The sequence below is a fragment of the Neisseria shayeganii genome (assembly GCF_014054965.1).
Lineage (GTDB): Bacteria > Pseudomonadota > Gammaproteobacteria > Burkholderiales > Neisseriaceae > Eikenella > Eikenella shayeganii.
The window spans coordinates 1,269,332-1,286,866 of sequence record NZ_CP059567.1; the positions used below are offsets into that span (position 1 = coordinate 1,269,332).

Genomic DNA, 17,535 nt, shown 5'->3' on the forward strand with positions numbered 1-17,535 from the left:
AGGCACTTTGGCACGGCAGGCAAAACACTTGCCAATTCCCCCGACGCGAGAGTATCTTTGCCCTCTTTACACACTCCACTCCCCACAAGGTGAACACCATGGCAAGAGCCGTTCCTGCCGTTTTCGGCAGCGTTTTCCACCCCGAAATGCCGGTATTGGCTTATGAAAACCAAGCCTGGCAAGCTGTGCGCTGGCAATCCGCACAAGATTTGTCTCTGGCGCCCGGCGCCCACGCCTTACATTACGGCAGCGAATGTTTCGAAGGCTTGAAAGCTTTCCGTCAGGCCGACGGCAAAATCGTTCTGTTCCGCCCCCAAGCCAACATCGCCCGCATGCAGCAAAGTGCGCGCCTGCTCCATCTGCCGGTGCCGGAAACCGATGCCTTCCTGCAGGCGCTGACCGAACTGGTGGCCCGCGCGGCCGAATCAGTACCCGACGCCCCGGCCTCCCTCTACCTGCGCCCCACCCTGATCGGCACCGATCCGGTCATCGGCAAAGCCGGCGCTCCTTCTGAAAGCGCCCTGCTCTATATTTTGGCCTCACCGGTGGGCGACTATTTCCAAACCGGTTCGCCGATGAAACTGTTAGTCGAAACCGAACACATGCGCTGCGCCCCGCACATGGGCCGCATCAAATGCGGCGGCAATTATGCCTCCGCCCTGCCGTGGGTATTAAAAGCCAAAGCCGAGCACGGCGCACATCAAGTGCTGTTCTGCCCCAACGGCGACGTGCAGGAAACCGGCGCTTCCAACTTCGCCCTGATTCACGGCAATGAAATCATCACCAAGCCGCTGACCGACGAATTTCTGCACGGCGTGACCCGCGATTCCGTGCTCACCATCGCCCGCGACCTCGGCTACACCGTCAGCGAACGCCCGTTTAGCGTGACCGAACTGAAAGCCGCGGTGGAAGACGGCGCCGAAGCCATCCTCACCGGCACTGCCGCCGTGATTTCGCCCGTTACCTCTTTTGTCATCGACGGCCAAGAAATCACGGTCCGCAGCCAAGAGCGCGGCACCGCTATCCGCAAAGCGGTCACCGACATCCAATACGGCCTGGCCGAAGACCGCCACGGCTGGCTGGTGCCGGTGGTAGGCTAAGCCGCACGGCAGGCTACCTGAAAAAGCCGCTGCTTCGTTAAAAGCAGCGATCCAAGCCAAAAGACTGAGTCCCGCATCCGCCGGATTCAGTCTTTTTTCATCATCCAAACAACCAAGCGGCAGACAGGCCCAGCGCCTACCCGATACCCCAAGCCTGCCGTTGTGCGTATAATGCCGCCTTTTTTTCCACCGCGCGGTTCGCAAACCTCCCGCGCTGCCGGCCGAAATGCCCCGCTTTTCAGCCGCAGAACCAAAACTAGGAATCCCTCATGTCTCAAGCACAAGCCTTGGTTATCTTCTCAGGCGGCCAAGATTCGACCACCTGCCTGCTCCAGGCCATTGCCCGCTACGGGCGTCCGGCCGTCCACGCCCTCACTTTCCAGTACGGTCAACGCCACGCCATCGAGTTGGAACGCGCCCGCTGGATCGCCCAAGATTTAGGCGTGGCACACACCGAATTCACCCTGCCGCCGCTCAACACCCTGAGCCGCAACGCCCTCACCGATGCTTCCCTGCCCATCGAACAGGCCGCACCCGATGCCGTGCCGAATACGCTGGTGGACGGCCGCAATGCCCTGTTTCTGCTCTACGCCGCCATTTTTGCCAAGTCGAAAAACATCCGCCACATCATTTTGGGCGTGTGCGAAACCGATTTTTCCGGTTATCCCGACTGCCGCGACGTATTTGTCCAATCCATGAACACCACGCTGAATCTGGCCATGGACTATCCCTTTGAAATTCATACCCCGCTGATGTGGCTGACCAAAGCACAAACCTGGGCACTGGCGGACGAATTGGGCTACCTGAACTATGTTCGCGAGCACACCCACACCTGCTATCAAGGTGTAGCCGGCGGCTGCGGCCAGTGCCCCGCCTGTCTCCTGCGCGAACGCGGCTTAGCCGAATATCTGGCACAGAAAGCAGAGCGGCAGCCATGAAGATCAGCAAAATTTTCGAATTCGACGCCGCCCACATGCTCGACACCCACGACGGCAAGTGCTGCAATCTGCACGGCCACACCTACCGCTTGGAAGTCACCCTTTCAGGTAGCCTGCTGCAAGGCGGCCCCAAAGACGGCATGGTATGCGACTTTGCCGACCTCAAAAGCAGTGTACAGCAATGGGTGCTGAGCCGATTCGACCACGCCTTCCTCTACGACTCCCGCAATCCGCACGAAGCCGAGCTGGGCCGGCTGCTGGAAGGCTGGGGCCGCAAAACCCTGGCCCTGCCCTGCCGAACCACCGCCGAAAACCTGGCCGTGCACATTTTCGAGAACCTCTGCCAGCACAAGCTGCCGGTGTCTGCCGTCAAACTGTGGGAAACACCGTCTTCCTGCGTGGAATACACGGGAGACAGCGCATGAAATTTCCCCTGCTGCCCGACAACCCGAGCTACCGGATTGTCGAAATCTTCGAGAGCCTGCAAGGCGAGGGCTACCACACCGGCATGCCCGCCGTGTTTATCCGCTTGGGCAAATGCAATCTGGCCTGCACCTGGTGCGACACCGACTACCTCAACTTCCGACCGATGAGCCTGCACGACATCCTGAGCACCGTTGCCGCCTACGCCAGCCGCAACATCATCATTACCGGCGGCGAACCCACCATCCAACCGCACCTCAACCAGCTGCTCGACGCCCTCAAAGCGCGCGGCTACCGCCTGCATCTGGAGAGCAACGGCCTGCAAGCCATCCCCGAACAAATCGACTACGCCGCCGTCAGCCCCAAAGCCGCTTACGCCGAGAAATACAGCGCAGCCGGCACCACACGGGCAGACGAAGTCCGCATCGTGGCCGACGGCGACGTGTTGGCGTTTTGCGGCCAAATCGAACAAAGCATCCGTGCCGAACGCTACTATCTGTCGCCCTGCGAACGCAACGGAGAAATGAATATCCACCACACCATCCGCCAACTCGGCCGGCTCAACGCCCGCGGCTCCGCTTTCCCGCACTGGCAGCTTTCGGTACAAACCCATAAATGGGCCGGCATCGAATGATGCGGATATGACAAAAACACAACAAATTTCTTTAACAGGCTACCTGAAAGCAGGTAAGACTGTGTAAATAATATAAGTTATTTAATTCAATCAGTATTTCAAAATCAAAACCTGAATCCGGCAGTTAATTTCGTCCTATTCCGCCCTGAAAATGCTGCGCCGCCGCAAAAATAATGTCCGCCACCATCCATTAACGGTTGACGGCGGTTGAAGTGCAATTGCCAAGGGCTGCCAATCGGCGCATAATCCGCGCCGATTCTGCAATCCGAGAGAATATCCGCCCCCTTAGCGGCTGAGCTGTTAGGGCGGAAACATTTATCCATATCCAATCATGATCCATACGAGGTAATCGCATGAAACACAATCTGATGGCTGTTGCCGCCCTGTCTCTGTTCTTGGCCGCTTGCGGCAACCAAGCCGCCCAAGCCCCGGCTGCTTCCGATGCGTCTGCCGTAGCCGCTTCCGAAGCCCACACCCCGGCTTCCGATGTCGCCAATGCGGTTGACAATGCCGCGTCTGAAGTAAAAGGCGCGGTTAATACTGCCGCTTCCGAAGTCAAAGAAGCCGCCCAAGACGCTGCCCCTGCTGTTGAAAATGCCGCTTCAGAAGTGAAATCTGCCGTTCAAGGCGCGGCCACCGAAGTCAAAGAAGCCGTTCAAGGCGCTGCCGACAAAATCAGCGAAGCCGCCAGCGAAGCCGGCAAATAATCCGGCTCGGTATGCACAACAACACCCTGCACAGGCGGGGTGTTGTTTTATCCGCCAATGCCGATAACTCCTTAACAAGAAAATTAAAAACAGATAGTTACCACTAAACCAACGTAAAGCCCTCTCCTGAAAACGTAAAGAATGAAATAGAATCTAGACACTAAATATAGTTGATTCTATAATCAGAAAATCAATAAAACACCCAGCCTGCATACTTGCTTTACCCGCCAGCAAACAGGCCGCTCAAACACACACAACACAGCAGAGGACATCCCATGCAACATCCATTCGCCCCCCTCACCATTCGTGGCCGCGAGCTGATTCCCATTGTGCAAGGCGGCATGGGTGTGGGCATTTCCGCCTCCAGCCTCTCCAGCGCGGTGGCCCGCGAAAACGGCATCGGCACCATCGCCAGCGTGGATTTGCGCCACCTGCACGAAGACTTGCTGGCCGAATCCAAAATCCATCCCAGCGACGAAAAATACACCCGCCTCAACCTGATTGCGCTCGACCGCGAAATCCAAGCCGCCAAACAGCGGGCCGAAGGGCGCGGCATGATTGCCGTTAACGTGATGAAAGCAGTGAAAGACCATCCGGCCTTGGTGCGTCAAGCCTGCGAATCCGGCGCCGATGCGATTGTGATGGGCGCGGGCTTGCCTTTAGATCTGCCCGAAATGACCGAGGGCTTCAAAGACGTGGCGCTGTTTCCGATTTTGTCGGAATCGCGCGGCATCGGCATCGTGCTGAAACGCTGGATGAAAAAAGGCATTCTGCCCGATGCCATCGTGATCGAGCACCCCGCCCACGCCGCCGGCCACTTGGGCGCAGCCACGGTGGACGGCATCCAAGACGAGCGTTTCGAATTCAAGCGCGTGATTGAAGAAACTTTCGAAGTGTTCAAAAAATTGGGCTTGGAAAGTGAAAAAATCCCGCTGGTATTGGCCGGCGGCATGGCCAACTTCCAGAAAATCACCACCGCCCTGAAAGACTGGGGCGCTTCCGCCGTGCAAATCGGCACCGCCTTCGCCGTCACCCACGAGGGCGACGCCCACATCAATTTCAAAAAAACCCTGTCCGGCGCCGAAGGCGAGCAAATTGTGGAATTCATGTCGGTGGCCGGTCTGCCTGCCCGCGGCGTGCGCACCAAATTCCTCGACGGCTACCTGAAACGCGAAAGCATTCTGCAGGCCAACGCCAAAGCCGACCCGCGCCGCTGTACCCAAGGCATCAACTGCCTGTCGGTATGCGGTTTGCGCGACGGTTTGGAAAAAGTGGGCCAGTTCTGCATCGACCTCAAACTGGCCGCCGCTTTCCGCGGCGAGGTGGACAAGGGCCTGTTTTTCCGAGGTAAAGACCCGCTGCCATTCGGCAAAACCATGAAAAGCGTACAAGAAACCATCGAATATCTGCTCACCGGCAAACTGGCCGCACCTTCAAAATAAATCCGCACCAGCCACACCTGTTTTCAGGTAGCCTGAGACCTTTGCAAAACTCCCAGATGTGGATGCAGTTCAAGGCGTAGCAGCGCAGCGAGCGCAGACATATCATGAAGATAGGCAAGCGAGCGAGCAGCGCACAACGCAGAAATGCGCCGCAGATGGGGGGTTTGCAAAGGTCTCAGCCTGAAAACAGGTGCTTGCCAACAGGGCAGAGCTTCCCTCTGCCCTGTTGCCGTCTCTCCCCGCTCCGGCGGCTGCCTGTTATCCCCTGCCGTCTTCCGCTATAATCCCCGCTTTCTTTTATCCACCGCACAACGGAGAAAACATATGGCCAAAACCATCATCCACACCGACAAAGCCCCTGCCGCCATCGGCGCCTATTCCCAAGCCGTGCGTGCCGGCGACACCGTTTACTTGAGCGGCCAGATTCCGCTGAATCCGGAAACCATGGAAGTGGTAGAAGGCGGTTTTGCCGAGCAGACCCACCAAGTGTTCAAAAACCTGAAAGCCGTGATCGAAGCGGCCGGCGGCAGCTTCGACGATGTGGTGAAACTGAATGCCTACCTCACCGACCTGAGCAACTTCGCCACCTTCAACCAAATCATGGGCGAATACTGCAGCCAGCCCTTCCCCGCCCGCGCCGCCGTACAGGTATCCGCCCTGCCCAAAGGCGTACTGGTAGAAGTGGAAGGCGTGGTGGTCTTGAACGCCTAATCACTAAAAGGCTACCTGAAACCGTTTCAGGTAGCCTTTTCTTCACCCTTCTTCACCGCTGTTTCATCCGTCTCCCAAACATGACCCGCTACGCCATCGGCGACCTGCAAGGTTGCTTCGAAGAGTTTCAAGAACTGCTCGCCCACATCGGTTTCTGCCACGGCCGCGACACCCTTTGGCTGGTGGGCGACGTCGTCAACCGCGGCCCGCAATCGCTGGCCTGCCTGCGTTACATCAAACAGCACGAGCACAGCATCCAAATCGTTTTGGGCAACCACGACCTGCATCTCTTGGCCGTCGCCCACGGACACGGCCGGCTCAAGCGGCAGGACACCGTATCCGACATCCTCGCCGCGCCCGACAGCCAAATCTTGCTCGACTGGCTGCGCCGCCAGCCCCTGATGGTGCACGACGACACCTTCGTGCTGGTGCATGCCGGCCTGTGGCCGCAATGGACGGTGGCCGAAGCACAAAAACGCGCCGATGAAGTGGCCTACGCCCTGCAACACGAAGCGCCCGCCTATTTCGCCCATATGTACGGCAACCGGCCGTACAGCGACCACCCCGCCGACGCAACCGAGCGCCTGCGCTTTGCCACCAATGTGTTCACCCGCATGCGCGCCCTCACCGCCGACGGCCGCATGGACTTCGATTTCAAATCCACCCTGGCCGACCTGCCCGCGCACCTGCTGCCCTGGTTCCGCGCGCCGAACCGGCAGCACCTGAGCCACCGCATTGTGTTCGGCCATTGGTCAGCCTTGGGCCTGCACGCCGAAAACCAAACCTGCGGCATCGACACCGGCGCGCTGTGGGGCGGCCAACTCACCGCCCTCAATCTGGATAACGGCGAAGTGTTTCAGGTAGCCTCCAAGCAGGCGAAACGGTTTTGAGGCTGTTTGATGGCTTTCTAACCCCCCGTGCCGAATGTTGCGGAACGTAAACCCGGCAGCGGCGCGGCAAGGCTTTTGTTACAATGTCCGCTGCTGCCGCCTGCGGGCGGTGCCGATTTTTCCCCTTATTTTAGGAGTACTTCATGAAAAAAGTGTTTATCCCTGCCGCCGTGATGGTGTTGGCATTGGCCGGCTGCGCCAGCAGCAGCGCCCCGAAAAGCAGCACCCCCGCCCAAGGACAACAAGGTGCTGGCGGGCCCGCACCGGCCACCACGCCGGCCATTCAGGTAGCCCAAGTGGACAGCATCGACAAAACCGTAGAAGTATCTTACAAATGCACCTCTCCCAGCGGCGAACAGAAAATGTCTGCCATGTACGGCGTGAAAGACGGCACCCTGGTGGTGGCGCAGCTCAAAGTCAACGACCAAGCTTCTCCCGGCCTGTGGCGCGTATTGAATGACGCCAACGGCAACAGCCAAAACAGCTTCTACGGCGAGGGCCTGACCTGGATTACCGGCAAAGCCTCTCCCGAAAACGTGGCCCGCGTGAACGCCAATGTGCTGCTGCAGGCACAAAGCCTCGACAGCAACGGCACCCCGGTCGGCCAGCAAAACGTGCTCCTGCGCGACTGTGCGGTGGAACGCACCGCCGCCCCTGCCCGCCAACGCGGCCGACAGCAACGCAACAACCGCCGCCGCCAATAATCTTGGCCACAGGCAGAACCGCTCTCGATACGGGGCGGTTTTCTTTTGCCCGCACCATCCGCCGTGCTGCCCGAGGGCGCAGAAAAAATCCTCTGCCTTGGCATCAAAGCAGAGGATGGTTTTTCAATCGGCTGTCACGGCAACGCCCTTAGCGCAATCCGCTTATTTGGTTTCGTTAAACAGCTCGCGGCCGATCAGCATGCGGCGGATTTCGCTGGTGCCGGCGCCGATTTCATACAATTTCGCATCGCGCCACAAACGGCCCAGCGGGTATTCGTTGGTATAGCCGTTGCCGCCGAAAATCTGAATGCCTTCGCCGGCCATCCAAGTGGCTTTTTCCGCACACCACAAAATCACGCTGGCGCAGTCTTTGCGCACTTGGCGAACATGGTCGGCGCCCAAGAGGTCGAGGTTTTTGCCGATGGTGTACAAAAAGCTGCGGCCGGCCTGCAATACGGTGTACATATCGGCCACTTTTCCCTGAATCAGCTGAAATTCGCCGATGGATTGGCCGAACTGTTTGCGGTCGTGGATATAGGGCACCACATTGTCCATGACCGCCTGCATGATGCCGATGGGGCCGGCTGCCAACACGGCGCGTTCGTAGTCCAAACCGCTCATCAACACCTGCACGCCTTTGTTCAGGCCGCCCATGATGTTTTCGGCGGGCACTTCCACGTTTTCAAACACCATCTCGCCGGTGTGGCTGCCGCGCATGCCCAATTTGTCGAGTTTTTGCGCGGTGGAGAAGCCTTTCATGCCTTTTTCCACCAAGAAAGCGGTGATGCCTTTGGCGCCCAGTTCAGGGTTGGTTTTGGCGTACACCACCATCACGTCGGCATCCGGGCCGTTGGTGATCCACATTTTGCTGCCATTGAGCAGGTAGTAGCCGCCTTTGTCTTCGGCGCGCAGGCTCATGGAGGTGACGTCGGAGCCGGAGCCGGTTTCGCTCATCGCCAAGGCGCCGACGAATTCGCCGCTGATCAGCTTGGGCAGGAATTTCTGTTTCTGCTCTTCGCTGCCGTTGCGTTTGATTTGGTTCACGCACAGATTGGAATGTGCGCCGTAGCTCAGGCCTACCGAGGCGGAAGCGCGGGTGATTTCCTCCATCGCCACCATGTGGGCCAAATAGCCCATGTCCACGCCGCCGTAGGCTTCGGGCACGGTGATGCCGAGCACGCCCAGCTCGCCGAATTTCTGCCACAAATCCATCGGGAATTGGTCGGAATGGTCGATTTCGGTGGCGCGGGGAGCGATTTCCGCTTGGGCAAAATCGCGCACGGCTTCGCGCAGGGCATTGATGTCGTCGCCTAATTGGAAGTCTAAGCCGGGAATGTGTTGCATAGGTTTCTCCTTGAATCAGTGGTCAAGTTTGTAGGGGATAAAGGGGCAAAAACGGGGTTTCAGGTAGCCTGACGCTTGTTGAGCACCGCACGGGCCACGCGGGATGGGCTGGGGCGGCCTAAGAAGTCGCTGATCATCTGGCCGGCGTCGATCAGTTTGTCCAAATCGATGCCGGTGTCGATGCCCATGCCGTGCAGCATATAGACCACGTCCTCGGTGGCCACGTTGCCGGTGGCGCCTTTGGCGTAGGGGCAGCCGCCCAAACCGGCCACCGAAGTATCGAACTGCCACACTCCCAGCTGCAGGGCGGCCAGCGTGTTGGCCAGCGCCTGGCCGTAAGTATCGTGGAAGTGACCGGAAAGATTGTCGAGGTCAACATATTGCAGCGCCGCCTCCAAGGCGCGTTGGATTTTCAGCGGCGTACCCACGCCGATGGTGTCGGCAATGCCGATGTGCTCGGCGCCGATGTCGCGCATCAGCTTGGTAACATAGGCCACTTTTTCCGGCGCGATGTCGCCTTCATAAGGGCAGCCGACGGTGCAGGAAATCACGCCGCGCACCTTGATGCCGTGCTGCTTGGCCGCTGCGGCCACCGGCGCAAAACGCTCGATGCTCTCGGCAATGCTGCAATTGATGTTTTTCTGGCTGAACGCTTCGCTGGCGGCGCCGAAAATCACCACTTCGTCGGGGCGGAACGGCAACGCGGCTTCAAAGCCTTTCATATTCGGCGTCAGTACCGAGTAACACACGTCTGAACGGCGTTTGAGGCCGCCCATCACTTCGGCGTTGTCGCCCATTTGCGGCACCCATTTGGGCGACACGAAACTGGTGGCTTCCAGCTTGCGGATGCCGGCCGCTTCCAGCATCTCGATCAGGCGGATTTTGATGTCGGCGGGCACGGTCTGTTTTTCGTTTTGCAGGCCGTCGCGCGGGCCGACGTCGATGAGTTGGACTGTTTTCGGGTAGTTCATACGGGTGTTCCTTATGGGGCCGGCGGCAGGCGTTTGCTGTAAGGCGCCGCCGGCTTTCAGGTAGCCTTTATTCGGCCTGGCTCAGTTTCAGCAATTCGTCGCCGTCGGCCACCAAATCGCCGGCGGCAAACAGGATTTCGGCCACCACGCCGTCGGCCGGCGCGGAAATGGTGTGCTCGATTTTCATGGCTTCGATGACGGCAAGCGGCTGGCCTTTGCTCACTTTGTCGCCCGGCTGCACGGCAAACGACACCACTTTGCCCGGCATCGGCGAGGTGAGACGGCCGCCGTCTTGCGCTTCTTCGCCGGTGTGCGCCATGTCGTCGATGAGGCGGATGCGGCTGCTGCCGTACATGCTGAACACATGCACGTCTTCGCCGTGCGTCCAGTATTGCAGGCGGCGCTGGGCCTTGTTGAGGGTGATGGTGGCGGTGTGGTCGTTGCCGGCGCGGAAGGCATAACGGCCTTCAAACACGGTTTCGCCGTTGCGGCTGATGCTCAGGTTTTGGCTGCCGTCGTGGTTGAAGCAGACTTGGGCTTTCAGCGCTTCGCCGTTGTAGTCTAAGCTGAAGCCGCGCAGATAATCGGTGTACGGACGCCAGCCGTCGGTGTGGGTGAAGGGGTCTTGGCCTTGTGCGGCATGCTCGTGGCTGAGCGCCTGGGTCAGCGCGGCGGCTACCGCCCATTCGGTGTCGAGGCCGGGCTGGTCGAACAGCGCCGCTTTTTCGCGCTCGATCAGGGCGGTATCGAGATTGGCGCCGCTGAAAGACTCGGTGACGAGAATATGGCGCAGGAAGGCCACGTTGTTGGGCAGACCGACAATGCGGGTGTCGGCCAGCGCATTGTCGAGCTTGGCCAGCGCTTCGCCGCGGCTGGGCGCGTGCACGATGAGCTTGGCAATCATCGAATCGTAATACTGGCTGATGGTGTCGCCTTCCCGCACGCCGTCGTCCACCCGCACGGAGGCTACCTGAAAAGCCTCGTGCTCGGGTTTGCGGTAGGTCACCAGCGTGCCGGTGGCCGGCAGGAATTGGTTGTCCGGGTTTTCGGCGCAGATACGCGCTTCGATGGCGTGGCCGGTGATGCTCAGCTCGTCTTGGGTTTTCGGCAGTTTTTCGCCGGCCGCCACCCGCAGCTGCCATTCCACCAGATCGGTGCCGGTGATGGCTTCGGTAACCGGGTGTTCCACCTGCAGGCGGGTGTTCATTTCCATGAAGTAGAAAGTCATCTGGCCGTCGCGCTGCTCCACGATGAACTCCACCGTGCCGGCGCCCACATAATTCACGGCTTTGGCTGCCGCCACGGCGGCGGCGCCCATTTCGGCGCGCATCTGCTCGGAAACGCCGGGCGCCGGCGCTTCTTCCAACACTTTTTGGTGGCGGCGCTGCACCGAGCAGTCGCGCTCGAAAAGATGCACGTAGTTGCCGTGGGTGTCGCCGAAAATCTGGATTTCGATGTGGCGCGGTTTGAGCACGTATTTTTCTACCAGCACGGCATCGTTGCCGAAGCTGTTTTGCGCTTCGCGGCGGCAGGATTCGAGATTGGCGAGGAAGTCTTCGCTGCGCTCCACCATGCGCATGCCTTTGCCGCCGCCGCCGGAGCTGGCTTTGATCAGCACCGGATAGCCGATGGCGTCGGCCTGCTGTTTGAGGAAATCCGCATCCTGATTGCTTTCGTGGTAGCCCGGCACCAGCGGCACGCCGGCCTGCTGCATCAGCTGTTTGGATTCGGCTTTCAAACCCATGGCTTTGATGGCGGATGCGGGCGGGCCGATGAAGACCAAACCGGCATCGGCACAGGCCTGGGCAAACTGTTCGTTTTCGCTGAGGAAGCCGTAGCCGGGGTGGATGGCTTCGGCGCCGGTGTCTTTGGCGGCCTGAATCACGCGCTCCCACAACAAATAGCTTTCTTTGGGCGCGCTGCCGCCGATGTGCACGGCTTCGTCGCAGGCGGCCACGTGTTTGGCCTCCGCATCGGCATCGGAATACACGGCAACGGTGCGCACCCCGAGTTTGCGGGCAGTGGCGGCCACGCGGCAGGCGATTTCGCCGCGGTTGGCAATCAGGATTTTTTTAAACATGGTTTTCCTTTGTCGGTGATTTTTCTTGTGTCCGTTCGGTCGGGCAGGCTACCTGAAAAGCCCGTGGTGGTTTGCTGGGGCGGCGTTCAGGTAGCCTGTTGTTTTACTCGGCCGGCTTTTCGGGCAGCCAGTTGGGCTTGCGCTTTTGCAAGAAAGACTGCACGCCTTCTTTGCCTTCGTCGGAAGCGCGGATATCGGCAATACCGGCCACGGTTTGCGCGATCAGATCGGGCGTGATGTCGGCATGGGCCACGTCCAGCACCAGCTGTTTGCAGGTTTTCACCGCTTCTGGGCCGGCGTTGACCAGCGCTTGGGTGACCGCGGCCACGGCATCGGCCAGCTCGGCGGCGGGCACGGTTTGGTGGGCGAAGCCGATTTGTTCGGCTTTGGCGGCGTCAAACACTTCGGCGGTCAGGAAATAACGATGAGCAGCGCGCGGCCCCATGGCGCGGATCACATAGGGGCTGATGGTAGCGGGCACCAGACCGAGCTTCACTTCGCTCAGACAGAAATGGGCTTCTTCCACCGCAATGGCGATGTCGCAGGCGGACACCAAGCCCATGCCGCCGGCGTACACGTCGCCCTGAACGGCGGCAACCGTGGGTTTGGGGCAGGTGTAGATGACGCGCAGCATTTCCGCCAGCGCGCCGGCGTCGGCCAGGTTTTCTTCGCGGGTGTAATCGGCCATGCGGCGCATCCAGTTGAGGTCGGCACCGGCACAGAAGGCTTTGCCTTCGGCCGCCAGCACCACGGCGCGCACGTCGGGGTTTTGGCCGCATTCGGTGAAGGCTCGGGTGAGCTCGGCAATCACTTCGTCGTTGAAGGCATTGCGTTTGTCGGGGCGGTTGAGGGTGATGGTGGCCACATGGCGGCTGATGTCGAGCAACAGGGTTTGGTAAGACATAACACTCCCTAGCGTATGGTGGTTGCGGTTTGACGGCAGTATTTCAGGTAGCCTGCACGATGCATCGGCAGGCTACCTGAAAGCCGTTTACATACGGAAGACGCCGAATTTCGGCTCGCCGATGGGCGCGTTGTAGGCCGCGCTCAAGCCAAGCGCCAGCACGCGGCGGGTGTCGGCCGGGTCGATGACGCCGTCGTCCCACAAGCGGGCGCTGGCGTAATAGGGATGGCCCTGTTTCTCGTATTGCTCGCGCACCGGGGCTTTGAAGGCTTCCTCTTCCTCGGCGCTCCAGGTGCCGCCGCTGCGCTCAATGTTGTCGCGCTTCACGGTGGCCAACACGGAAGCCGCCTGTTCGCCGCCCATCACGGAAATGCGGGCGTTGGGCCACATCCACAGGAAGCGGGGCGAATAGGCGCGGCCGCACATGCCGTAGTTGCCGGCGCCGAAGCTGCCGCCCACAATCACGGTGAATTTCGGCACATTGGCGTTGGCCACCGCCATCACCATTTTGGCGCCGTGGCGGGCAATGCCTTCGTTTTCGTATTTGCGGCCCACCATAAAGCCGGTGATGTTTTGCAGGAACACCAGCGGAATCTTGCGTTGGCAGCACAGCTCGATGAAGTGGGTGCCTTTCTGCGCCGATTCGCTGAACAGAATGCCGTTGTTGGCGATGATGCCCACCTTCATGCCCTCGATGCGGGCAAAACCGCACACCAGCGTGGTGCCGAAACGGGCTTTGAACTCGTCCAATTCGCTGTTGTCCACAATGCGGGCGATGATTTCGCGCACGTCAAACGGCTTGCGGGTGTCGGTGGGGATAATGCCGTACAGCTCTTTGGCGTCGTATTTCGGCGGCACCGGCTCGGCCTGGTTCGGCAGCGGGGCTTTCTGTTTGTTCAGGTTGCCCACCACTTGGCGCGCCAAAGCCAACGCATGCAAATCGTTTTGCGCCAGATGGTCGGCCACGCCGGAGAGACGGGTGTGCACATCGCCGCCGCCCAAATCTTCGGCGCTCACTTCTTCGCCGGTGGCGGCTTTTACCAAGGGCGGGCCGCCGAGGAAAATGGTGCCCTGCTCTTTCACAATAATGGATTCGTCGCTCATGGCCGGCACATAGGCGCCGCCGGCGGTACAGCTGCCCATCACCACGGCGATTTGGGCAATGCCGTCGGCACTCATATTGGCCTGGTTGTAGAAAATACGGCCGAAGTGTTCTTTATCCGGAAACACGTCGTCTTGATTGGGCAGGTTGGCGCCGCCGGAATCCACCAGATACACGCAGGGCAAGCGGTTTTCACGGGCGATTTCCTGTGCGCGCAGGTGTTTTTTCACCGTCATCGGGTAGTAGGTGCCGCCTTTCACGGTGGCGTCGTTGCAGACAATCATGCACTCTATGCCATTGATGCGGCCGATGCCGGCAATCACGCCGGCGGCGGGAATGTCGGCGCCGTACATGCCGAAAGCGGCCAGCGGCGACAGTTCGAGAAAGGGTGTGCCCGGGTCCAGCAGGCGTTCCACACGCTCGCGCGGCAGCAGTTTGCCGCGAGACAAATGTTTTTGGCGGGATGCTTCGCTGCCGCCCAGGGCGATGCGGCTCAGATGGGCGTGGAGGTCGTCCACCAATGCCTGCATGGCGGCGGCGTTTTGTTGGAAATCGGCGGAACGGGGATTGAGTTTGCTGACAATGGAATGGCTCATAATTGCTGTGTTTCTCTCTTTTTTATGATGGTATCAACCGGAGCGGCCGGACTCGTTTACATCTTATCGGAAATCAGAGGTTTCAGGTAGCCTTCAGCCGGTGGAGACGGCGGAAAAAGACGGCCTGCCGTTTCGCTCGGAAACGGCAGGCTACCTGAAGCCTACTCCAGCCCCAGTTCCTCTTTCATGGCTTGAACAATCTTGAATTTTTGGATTTTGCCGGAAACCGTCATCGGAAACTCTTTCACGAAACGGATGTATTGCGGCACTTTGTAGTGGGCAATATTGCCTTTGCAGAATTCGCGCACGCCTTCTTCGTCGAGCGTATGGCCTTCCTTCACGATGATCCAAGCGGCCAGCACTTCGCCGAAGTGGGCATCGGGCACGCCGACGATTTGTACGTCTTGAATGGATTCATGGCGGTAGAGGAAGCCTTCGATTTCGGTGGGGTAGATGTTTTCGCCGCCGCGGATCACCATGTCTTTGATGCGGCCGACGATTTTCACGTAGCCGTCTTCATCCATGGTGGCCAAATCGCCGGTGTGCATCCAGCCGTCGCGGATGGCGTCACGGGTTTGCGCCTCGCTGCCCCAATAGCCCTGCATCACGGAATAGCCTTTGGTGCACAGTTCGCCGGATTCGCCGCAGGGCACGATCTCGCCGGTGATCACATCGACGATTTTCACTTCCAGATGCGGCTGCACCAAGCCCACGGTGGACACGCGCTTGTCGATGGGGGTGGCCGGCGAACTTTGGCAGGACACCGGGCTGGTTTCGGTCATGCCGTAGGCAATGGTGATTTCGTCCAGGTGCATTTCCTGATTCACGCGCTTCATTACTTCAATCGGGCAGCTGGAACCGGCCATGATGCCGGTGCGCAGGCTGCTCAAGTCAAATTCTTTGAAACGCGGATGGTTGAATTCGGCGATAAACATGGTGGGCACGCCGTGCAGGCCGGTACACTTTTCTTGCTCCACCGTTTCCAACACGGTCAGCGGGTCGAAACCATCGTTCGGGTACACGATGCAGCCGCCGTGGGTCATGATGGCGAGTACGCCCAACACCATGCCGAAGCAGTGGTACATCGGCACGGGAATGCACAGGCGGTCTTCGTGGGTGAGGTACATGGCCTCGCCGATGAAGAAACCGTTGTTCAGAATGTTGCGGTGGGTCAGCGTGGCCCCTTTGGGTGCGCCGGTGGTGCCGCTGGTGAATTGGATGTTAATGGGGTCGTGGCGGTCGAGCGTGGCCATGCGTTCGGCCACGGCCGGATCGTCGGCATCGCCGGTGGCCATCCAGTCGGAGAATTTGTCGATGCCGGCGAAAGTTTCGCTGTCGCCCGCTTCGTCAAACCACACAATGCGCTCCAGCATCGGCGCTTTTTCCGGCTTCAGGCTACCTGAAGGCTGGCTGGCGGTTTCCGGCACCAATTCCTGCAGCATGCCCACATAATCGCTGGTTTTGAAGCGGCGCATGGCCACAATGGCTTTACAGCCCACTTTGTTCAGCGCGTATTCCAACTCAAACAGGCGGTAGGCGGGGTTGATGTTGACCAGAATCACGCCGGTTTTGGCGCAGGCCAGCAGCATCACCACCCACTGGTAGTTGTTGTGCGACCAAATGCCGATGCGGTCGCCTTTTTGCAGGCCGCTTTTGATGAAGGCGCTGGCCAAACGGTTCGCTTCCGCCTGCAATTGTTTGAAGGTAAACCGCTTGTTTTGATGAACGCTGACCAAGGCTTCGCGGTCGGGATAGGTTTGCACCAGTTCGTCAAACAATTCGCCGATGGTCTGTTCGATCAGCGGCGTATCGGTCGGGCCTTTGTCGTAGCTGAGTTTCAGGGGGGCATTGGCAGATTTGTCGCCGTAGCGTGCAATCGGGGTGGGCAAAGCCATAATGCGGTTTCTCCTTGTGCAGATGTTTACTTCAATGCCGGCAAAACTGCCGGCACAGGCTGGATGGTCGATATCTGAAGTAATGTGTGTTTGTTTTTATTATTTTTAGAATGGTTTTTTCACTCTACAACACAAATTAAAGCGACTTTACCGATGGCTGTCAACGCCAAACGTACTGCCTGGCGGAATCATCAAAATCAAACGATTTTTTTCAATAATTTTTCAATGGATTTGCCTGCCCGGCCAACGCGGATTTTTTTCAATCGATAATATATGAAATTTCAGCCCAAATACGGCATACCTGCCGGCTTCCGCCTGTCTTGGCCCAATCCACAGCCCGAGACCTTTGCAAAACCCCCATCTGCGGCGCATTTCTGCGTTGTGCGCTGCTCGCTCGCTTGCCTATCTTAATGATATGTCTGCGTTCGCTGTGCTGCTACGCCTTGAACTGCATCCACATCTGAGGGTTTTGCAAAGGTCTCTGCCCCATGCTGCCGGCCGCTTTCAGGTAGCCTGAAGCCTTTCTCTGCACCGGCCGTAGGCGTTACAATCGTGCGCTGATTACCCCGTTTTTAGCCTAACTGTATGGAACACACCCCCAACTACCTCACGCCTGTCGGTTGGCAGGCCCTGAAAGACGAGCTGTATCAGCTGGTCAATAAAGAACGTCCTGAGATTGTGCAAATCGTCAACTGGGCGGCCGGCAACGGCGACCGCAGCGAAAACGGCGATTATCTTTACGGCAAACGGCGGATGCGCGAAATCGACCGCCGCATCCGTTTCCTCACCAAACGCTTGGAAGCCGCGCAAGTGGTGGACCCCGAAAACCGCGAACCGACCGACCAGATTTTCTTTGGCGCCACGGTGGAGATTCTGCGCGGCGACGGCCAAGAACAAACCGTACGCATTGTAGGCGTGGACGAAATCGACACCGCCCGCAACAAAATTTCCTGGATTTCGCCGCTGGCGCGCACCCTGCTCAAGGCGCGCGAAGGCGACGAAGTGGTGTTCCACGGCCCGGATGGACGGGAAGACATCGAAATCCTGTCGGTGGCTTACGTCAAAATCGACTGATCCTGCCGCCCCCGAGAAAG

Annotated in this window: 18 protein-coding genes; 11 read left to right on the plus strand and 7 right to left on the minus strand. The window is 59.1% G+C overall.

Annotation, left to right across the window (positions count from 1 at the left end; genetic code table 11):
• Positions 1-98: 98 nt before the first annotated feature.
• From ilvE to H3L94_RS06215, 6 genes are all read left to right on the plus strand, one after another.
• Positions 99-1,100: a branched-chain-amino-acid transaminase gene (gene ilvE, locus H3L94_RS06190; RefSeq protein ID WP_182121305.1), complete on the plus strand. Its 1,002-nt coding sequence runs from the start codon at positions 99-101 to the stop codon at positions 1,098-1,100.
• A gap of 269 nt (positions 1,101-1,369) precedes the next feature.
• Entirely contained in the window at positions 1,370-2,038 is a 669-nt protein-coding gene (gene queC, locus H3L94_RS06195) for a 7-cyano-7-deazaguanine synthase QueC (protein ID WP_182121306.1), read from the plus strand.
• Positions 2,035-2,463, plus strand: a complete 429-nt coding sequence (gene queD, locus H3L94_RS06200; RefSeq protein WP_182121307.1) for a 6-carboxytetrahydropterin synthase QueD — start codon at positions 2,035-2,037, stop codon at positions 2,461-2,463. The genes queC and queD overlap by 4 nt, the downstream gene beginning before the upstream one ends.
• Positions 2,460-3,095, plus strand: coding sequence for a 7-carboxy-7-deazaguanine synthase QueE (locus H3L94_RS06205; protein ID WP_182121308.1), 636 nt, complete (start codon positions 2,460-2,462; stop codon positions 3,093-3,095). Before queD ends, H3L94_RS06205 begins: the two co-directional genes overlap by 4 nt.
• A 353-nt stretch (positions 3,096-3,448) precedes the next feature.
• On the plus strand, positions 3,449-3,802 hold the full coding sequence (locus H3L94_RS06210) for a hypothetical protein (protein WP_182121309.1): 354 nt from the start codon (positions 3,449-3,451) through the stop codon (positions 3,800-3,802).
• Positions 3,803-4,077: 275 nt separating this feature from the next.
• Entirely contained in the window at positions 4,078-5,244 is a 1,167-nt protein-coding gene (locus tag H3L94_RS06215; protein WP_182121310.1) for an NAD(P)H-dependent flavin oxidoreductase, read from the plus strand.
• A 23-nt stretch (positions 5,245-5,267) separates the two neighbouring features.
• On the opposite strand, the gene H3L94_RS12445 is transcribed toward H3L94_RS06215, so the two are convergent.
• Entirely contained in the window at positions 5,268-5,453 is a 186-nt protein-coding gene (locus tag H3L94_RS12445) for a lipoprotein signal peptidase (protein ID WP_244958878.1), read from the minus strand.
• A 115-nt stretch (positions 5,454-5,568) separates the two neighbouring features.
• Here H3L94_RS12445 and H3L94_RS06220 point away from each other — a divergent pair, with 115 nt between their 5' ends.
• The 3 genes from H3L94_RS06220 (at position 5,569) to H3L94_RS06230 (ending at position 7,549) form a co-directional block, all read left to right on the plus strand.
• The gene (locus tag H3L94_RS06220; RefSeq protein WP_182121311.1) at positions 5,569-5,955 is read left to right on the plus strand and encodes a RidA family protein; all 387 of its coding nucleotides are present in this window, start codon (positions 5,569-5,571) and stop codon (positions 5,953-5,955) included.
• 80 nt (positions 5,956-6,035) lie between these two features.
• Entirely contained in the window at positions 6,036-6,845 is an 810-nt protein-coding gene (locus H3L94_RS06225; protein ID WP_182121312.1) for a symmetrical bis(5'-nucleosyl)-tetraphosphatase, read from the plus strand.
• Between the two features lie 143 nt (positions 6,846-6,988).
• Positions 6,989-7,549, plus strand: a complete 561-nt coding sequence (locus H3L94_RS06230) for a hypothetical protein (protein ID WP_182121313.1) — start codon at positions 6,989-6,991, stop codon at positions 7,547-7,549.
• Between the two features lie 162 nt (positions 7,550-7,711).
• Here the strand turns inward: H3L94_RS06230 and H3L94_RS06235 are convergent, their stop codons facing one another.
• From H3L94_RS06235 to H3L94_RS06260, 6 genes are all read right to left on the minus strand, one after another.
• Complete coding sequence (locus H3L94_RS06235) at positions 7,712-8,893, minus strand: isovaleryl-CoA dehydrogenase (RefSeq protein WP_182121314.1); 1,182 nt, start codon at positions 8,891-8,893, stop codon at positions 7,712-7,714.
• A gap of 59 nt (positions 8,894-8,952) precedes the next feature.
• Positions 8,953-9,864 carry a hydroxymethylglutaryl-CoA lyase gene (locus H3L94_RS06240; protein ID WP_182121315.1) on the minus strand — a complete coding sequence of 304 codons (912 nt, stop codon included), beginning with the start codon at positions 9,862-9,864 and terminating at the stop codon, positions 8,953-8,955.
• A gap of 67 nt (positions 9,865-9,931) precedes the next feature.
• Positions 9,932-11,944 (minus strand): acetyl/propionyl/methylcrotonyl-CoA carboxylase subunit alpha, encoded by a 2,013-nt coding sequence (locus H3L94_RS06245; protein WP_182121316.1) that lies wholly within the window; start codon positions 11,942-11,944, stop codon positions 9,932-9,934.
• Positions 11,945-12,047: 103 nt separating this feature from the next.
• Positions 12,048-12,848 carry an enoyl-CoA hydratase/isomerase family protein gene (locus tag H3L94_RS06250; RefSeq protein WP_182121317.1) on the minus strand — a complete coding sequence of 267 codons (801 nt, stop codon included), beginning with the start codon at positions 12,846-12,848 and terminating at the stop codon, positions 12,048-12,050.
• Positions 12,849-12,935: 87 nt separating this feature from the next.
• Complete coding sequence (locus tag H3L94_RS06255) at positions 12,936-14,546, minus strand: carboxyl transferase domain-containing protein (protein ID WP_009117900.1); 1,611 nt, start codon at positions 14,544-14,546, stop codon at positions 12,936-12,938.
• A gap of 161 nt (positions 14,547-14,707) precedes the next feature.
• Positions 14,708-16,441, minus strand: a complete 1,734-nt coding sequence (locus H3L94_RS06260; protein ID WP_009117899.1) for an AMP-binding protein — start codon at positions 16,439-16,441, stop codon at positions 14,708-14,710.
• A gap of 346 nt (positions 16,442-16,787) precedes the next feature.
• Between H3L94_RS06260 and H3L94_RS12450 the strand changes: the two genes are divergently transcribed.
• The gene (locus tag H3L94_RS12450; RefSeq protein ID WP_244958719.1) at positions 16,788-16,958 is read left to right on the plus strand and encodes a lipoprotein signal peptidase; all 171 of its coding nucleotides are present in this window, start codon (positions 16,788-16,790) and stop codon (positions 16,956-16,958) included.
• Between the two features lie 68 nt (positions 16,959-17,026).
• Positions 17,027-17,515, plus strand: coding sequence for a transcription elongation factor GreB (greB, locus tag H3L94_RS06265; protein ID WP_009117897.1), 489 nt, complete (start codon positions 17,027-17,029; stop codon positions 17,513-17,515).
• The last annotated feature ends 20 nt before the right edge of the window (positions 17,516-17,535 follow it).

Bases quoted from the DNA above. Each gene is read 5' to 3' on its own strand.
- ilvE (WP_182121305.1), top strand. From the start codon at position 99: ATGGCAAGAGCCGTTCCTGCCGTTTTCGGCAGCGTTTTCCACCCCGAA.
- queC (WP_182121306.1), top strand. From the start codon at position 1,370: ATGTCTCAAGCACAAGCCTTGGTTATCTTCTCAGGCGGCCAAGATTCG.
- queD (WP_182121307.1), top strand. From the start codon at position 2,035: ATGAAGATCAGCAAAATTTTCGAATTCGACGCCGCCCACATGCTCGAC.
- H3L94_RS06205 (WP_182121308.1), top strand. From the start codon at position 2,460: ATGAAATTTCCCCTGCTGCCCGACAACCCGAGCTACCGGATTGTCGAA.
- H3L94_RS06210 (WP_182121309.1), top strand. From the start codon at position 3,449: ATGAAACACAATCTGATGGCTGTTGCCGCCCTGTCTCTGTTCTTGGCC.
- H3L94_RS06215 (WP_182121310.1), top strand. From the start codon at position 4,078: ATGCAACATCCATTCGCCCCCCTCACCATTCGTGGCCGCGAGCTGATT.
- H3L94_RS06220 (WP_182121311.1), top strand. From the start codon at position 5,569: ATGGCCAAAACCATCATCCACACCGACAAAGCCCCTGCCGCCATCGGC.
- H3L94_RS06225 (WP_182121312.1), top strand. From the start codon at position 6,036: ATGACCCGCTACGCCATCGGCGACCTGCAAGGTTGCTTCGAAGAGTTT.
- H3L94_RS06230 (WP_182121313.1), top strand. From the start codon at position 6,989: ATGAAAAAAGTGTTTATCCCTGCCGCCGTGATGGTGTTGGCATTGGCC.
- H3L94_RS06235 (WP_182121314.1), bottom strand. From the start codon at position 8,893: ATGCAACACATTCCCGGCTTAGACTTCCAATTAGGCGACGACATCAAT.
- H3L94_RS06240 (WP_182121315.1), bottom strand. From the start codon at position 9,864: ATGAACTACCCGAAAACAGTCCAACTCATCGACGTCGGCCCGCGCGAC.
- H3L94_RS06245 (WP_182121316.1), bottom strand. From the start codon at position 11,944: ATGTTTAAAAAAATCCTGATTGCCAACCGCGGCGAAATCGCCTGCCGC.
- H3L94_RS06250 (WP_182121317.1), bottom strand. From the start codon at position 12,848: ATGTCTTACCAAACCCTGTTGCTCGACATCAGCCGCCATGTGGCCACC.
- H3L94_RS06255 (WP_009117900.1), bottom strand. From the start codon at position 14,546: ATGAGCCATTCCATTGTCAGCAAACTCAATCCCCGTTCCGCCGATTTC.
- H3L94_RS06260 (WP_009117899.1), bottom strand. From the start codon at position 16,441: ATGGCTTTGCCCACCCCGATTGCACGCTACGGCGACAAATCTGCCAAT.
- greB (WP_009117897.1), top strand. From the start codon at position 17,027: ATGGAACACACCCCCAACTACCTCACGCCTGTCGGTTGGCAGGCCCTG.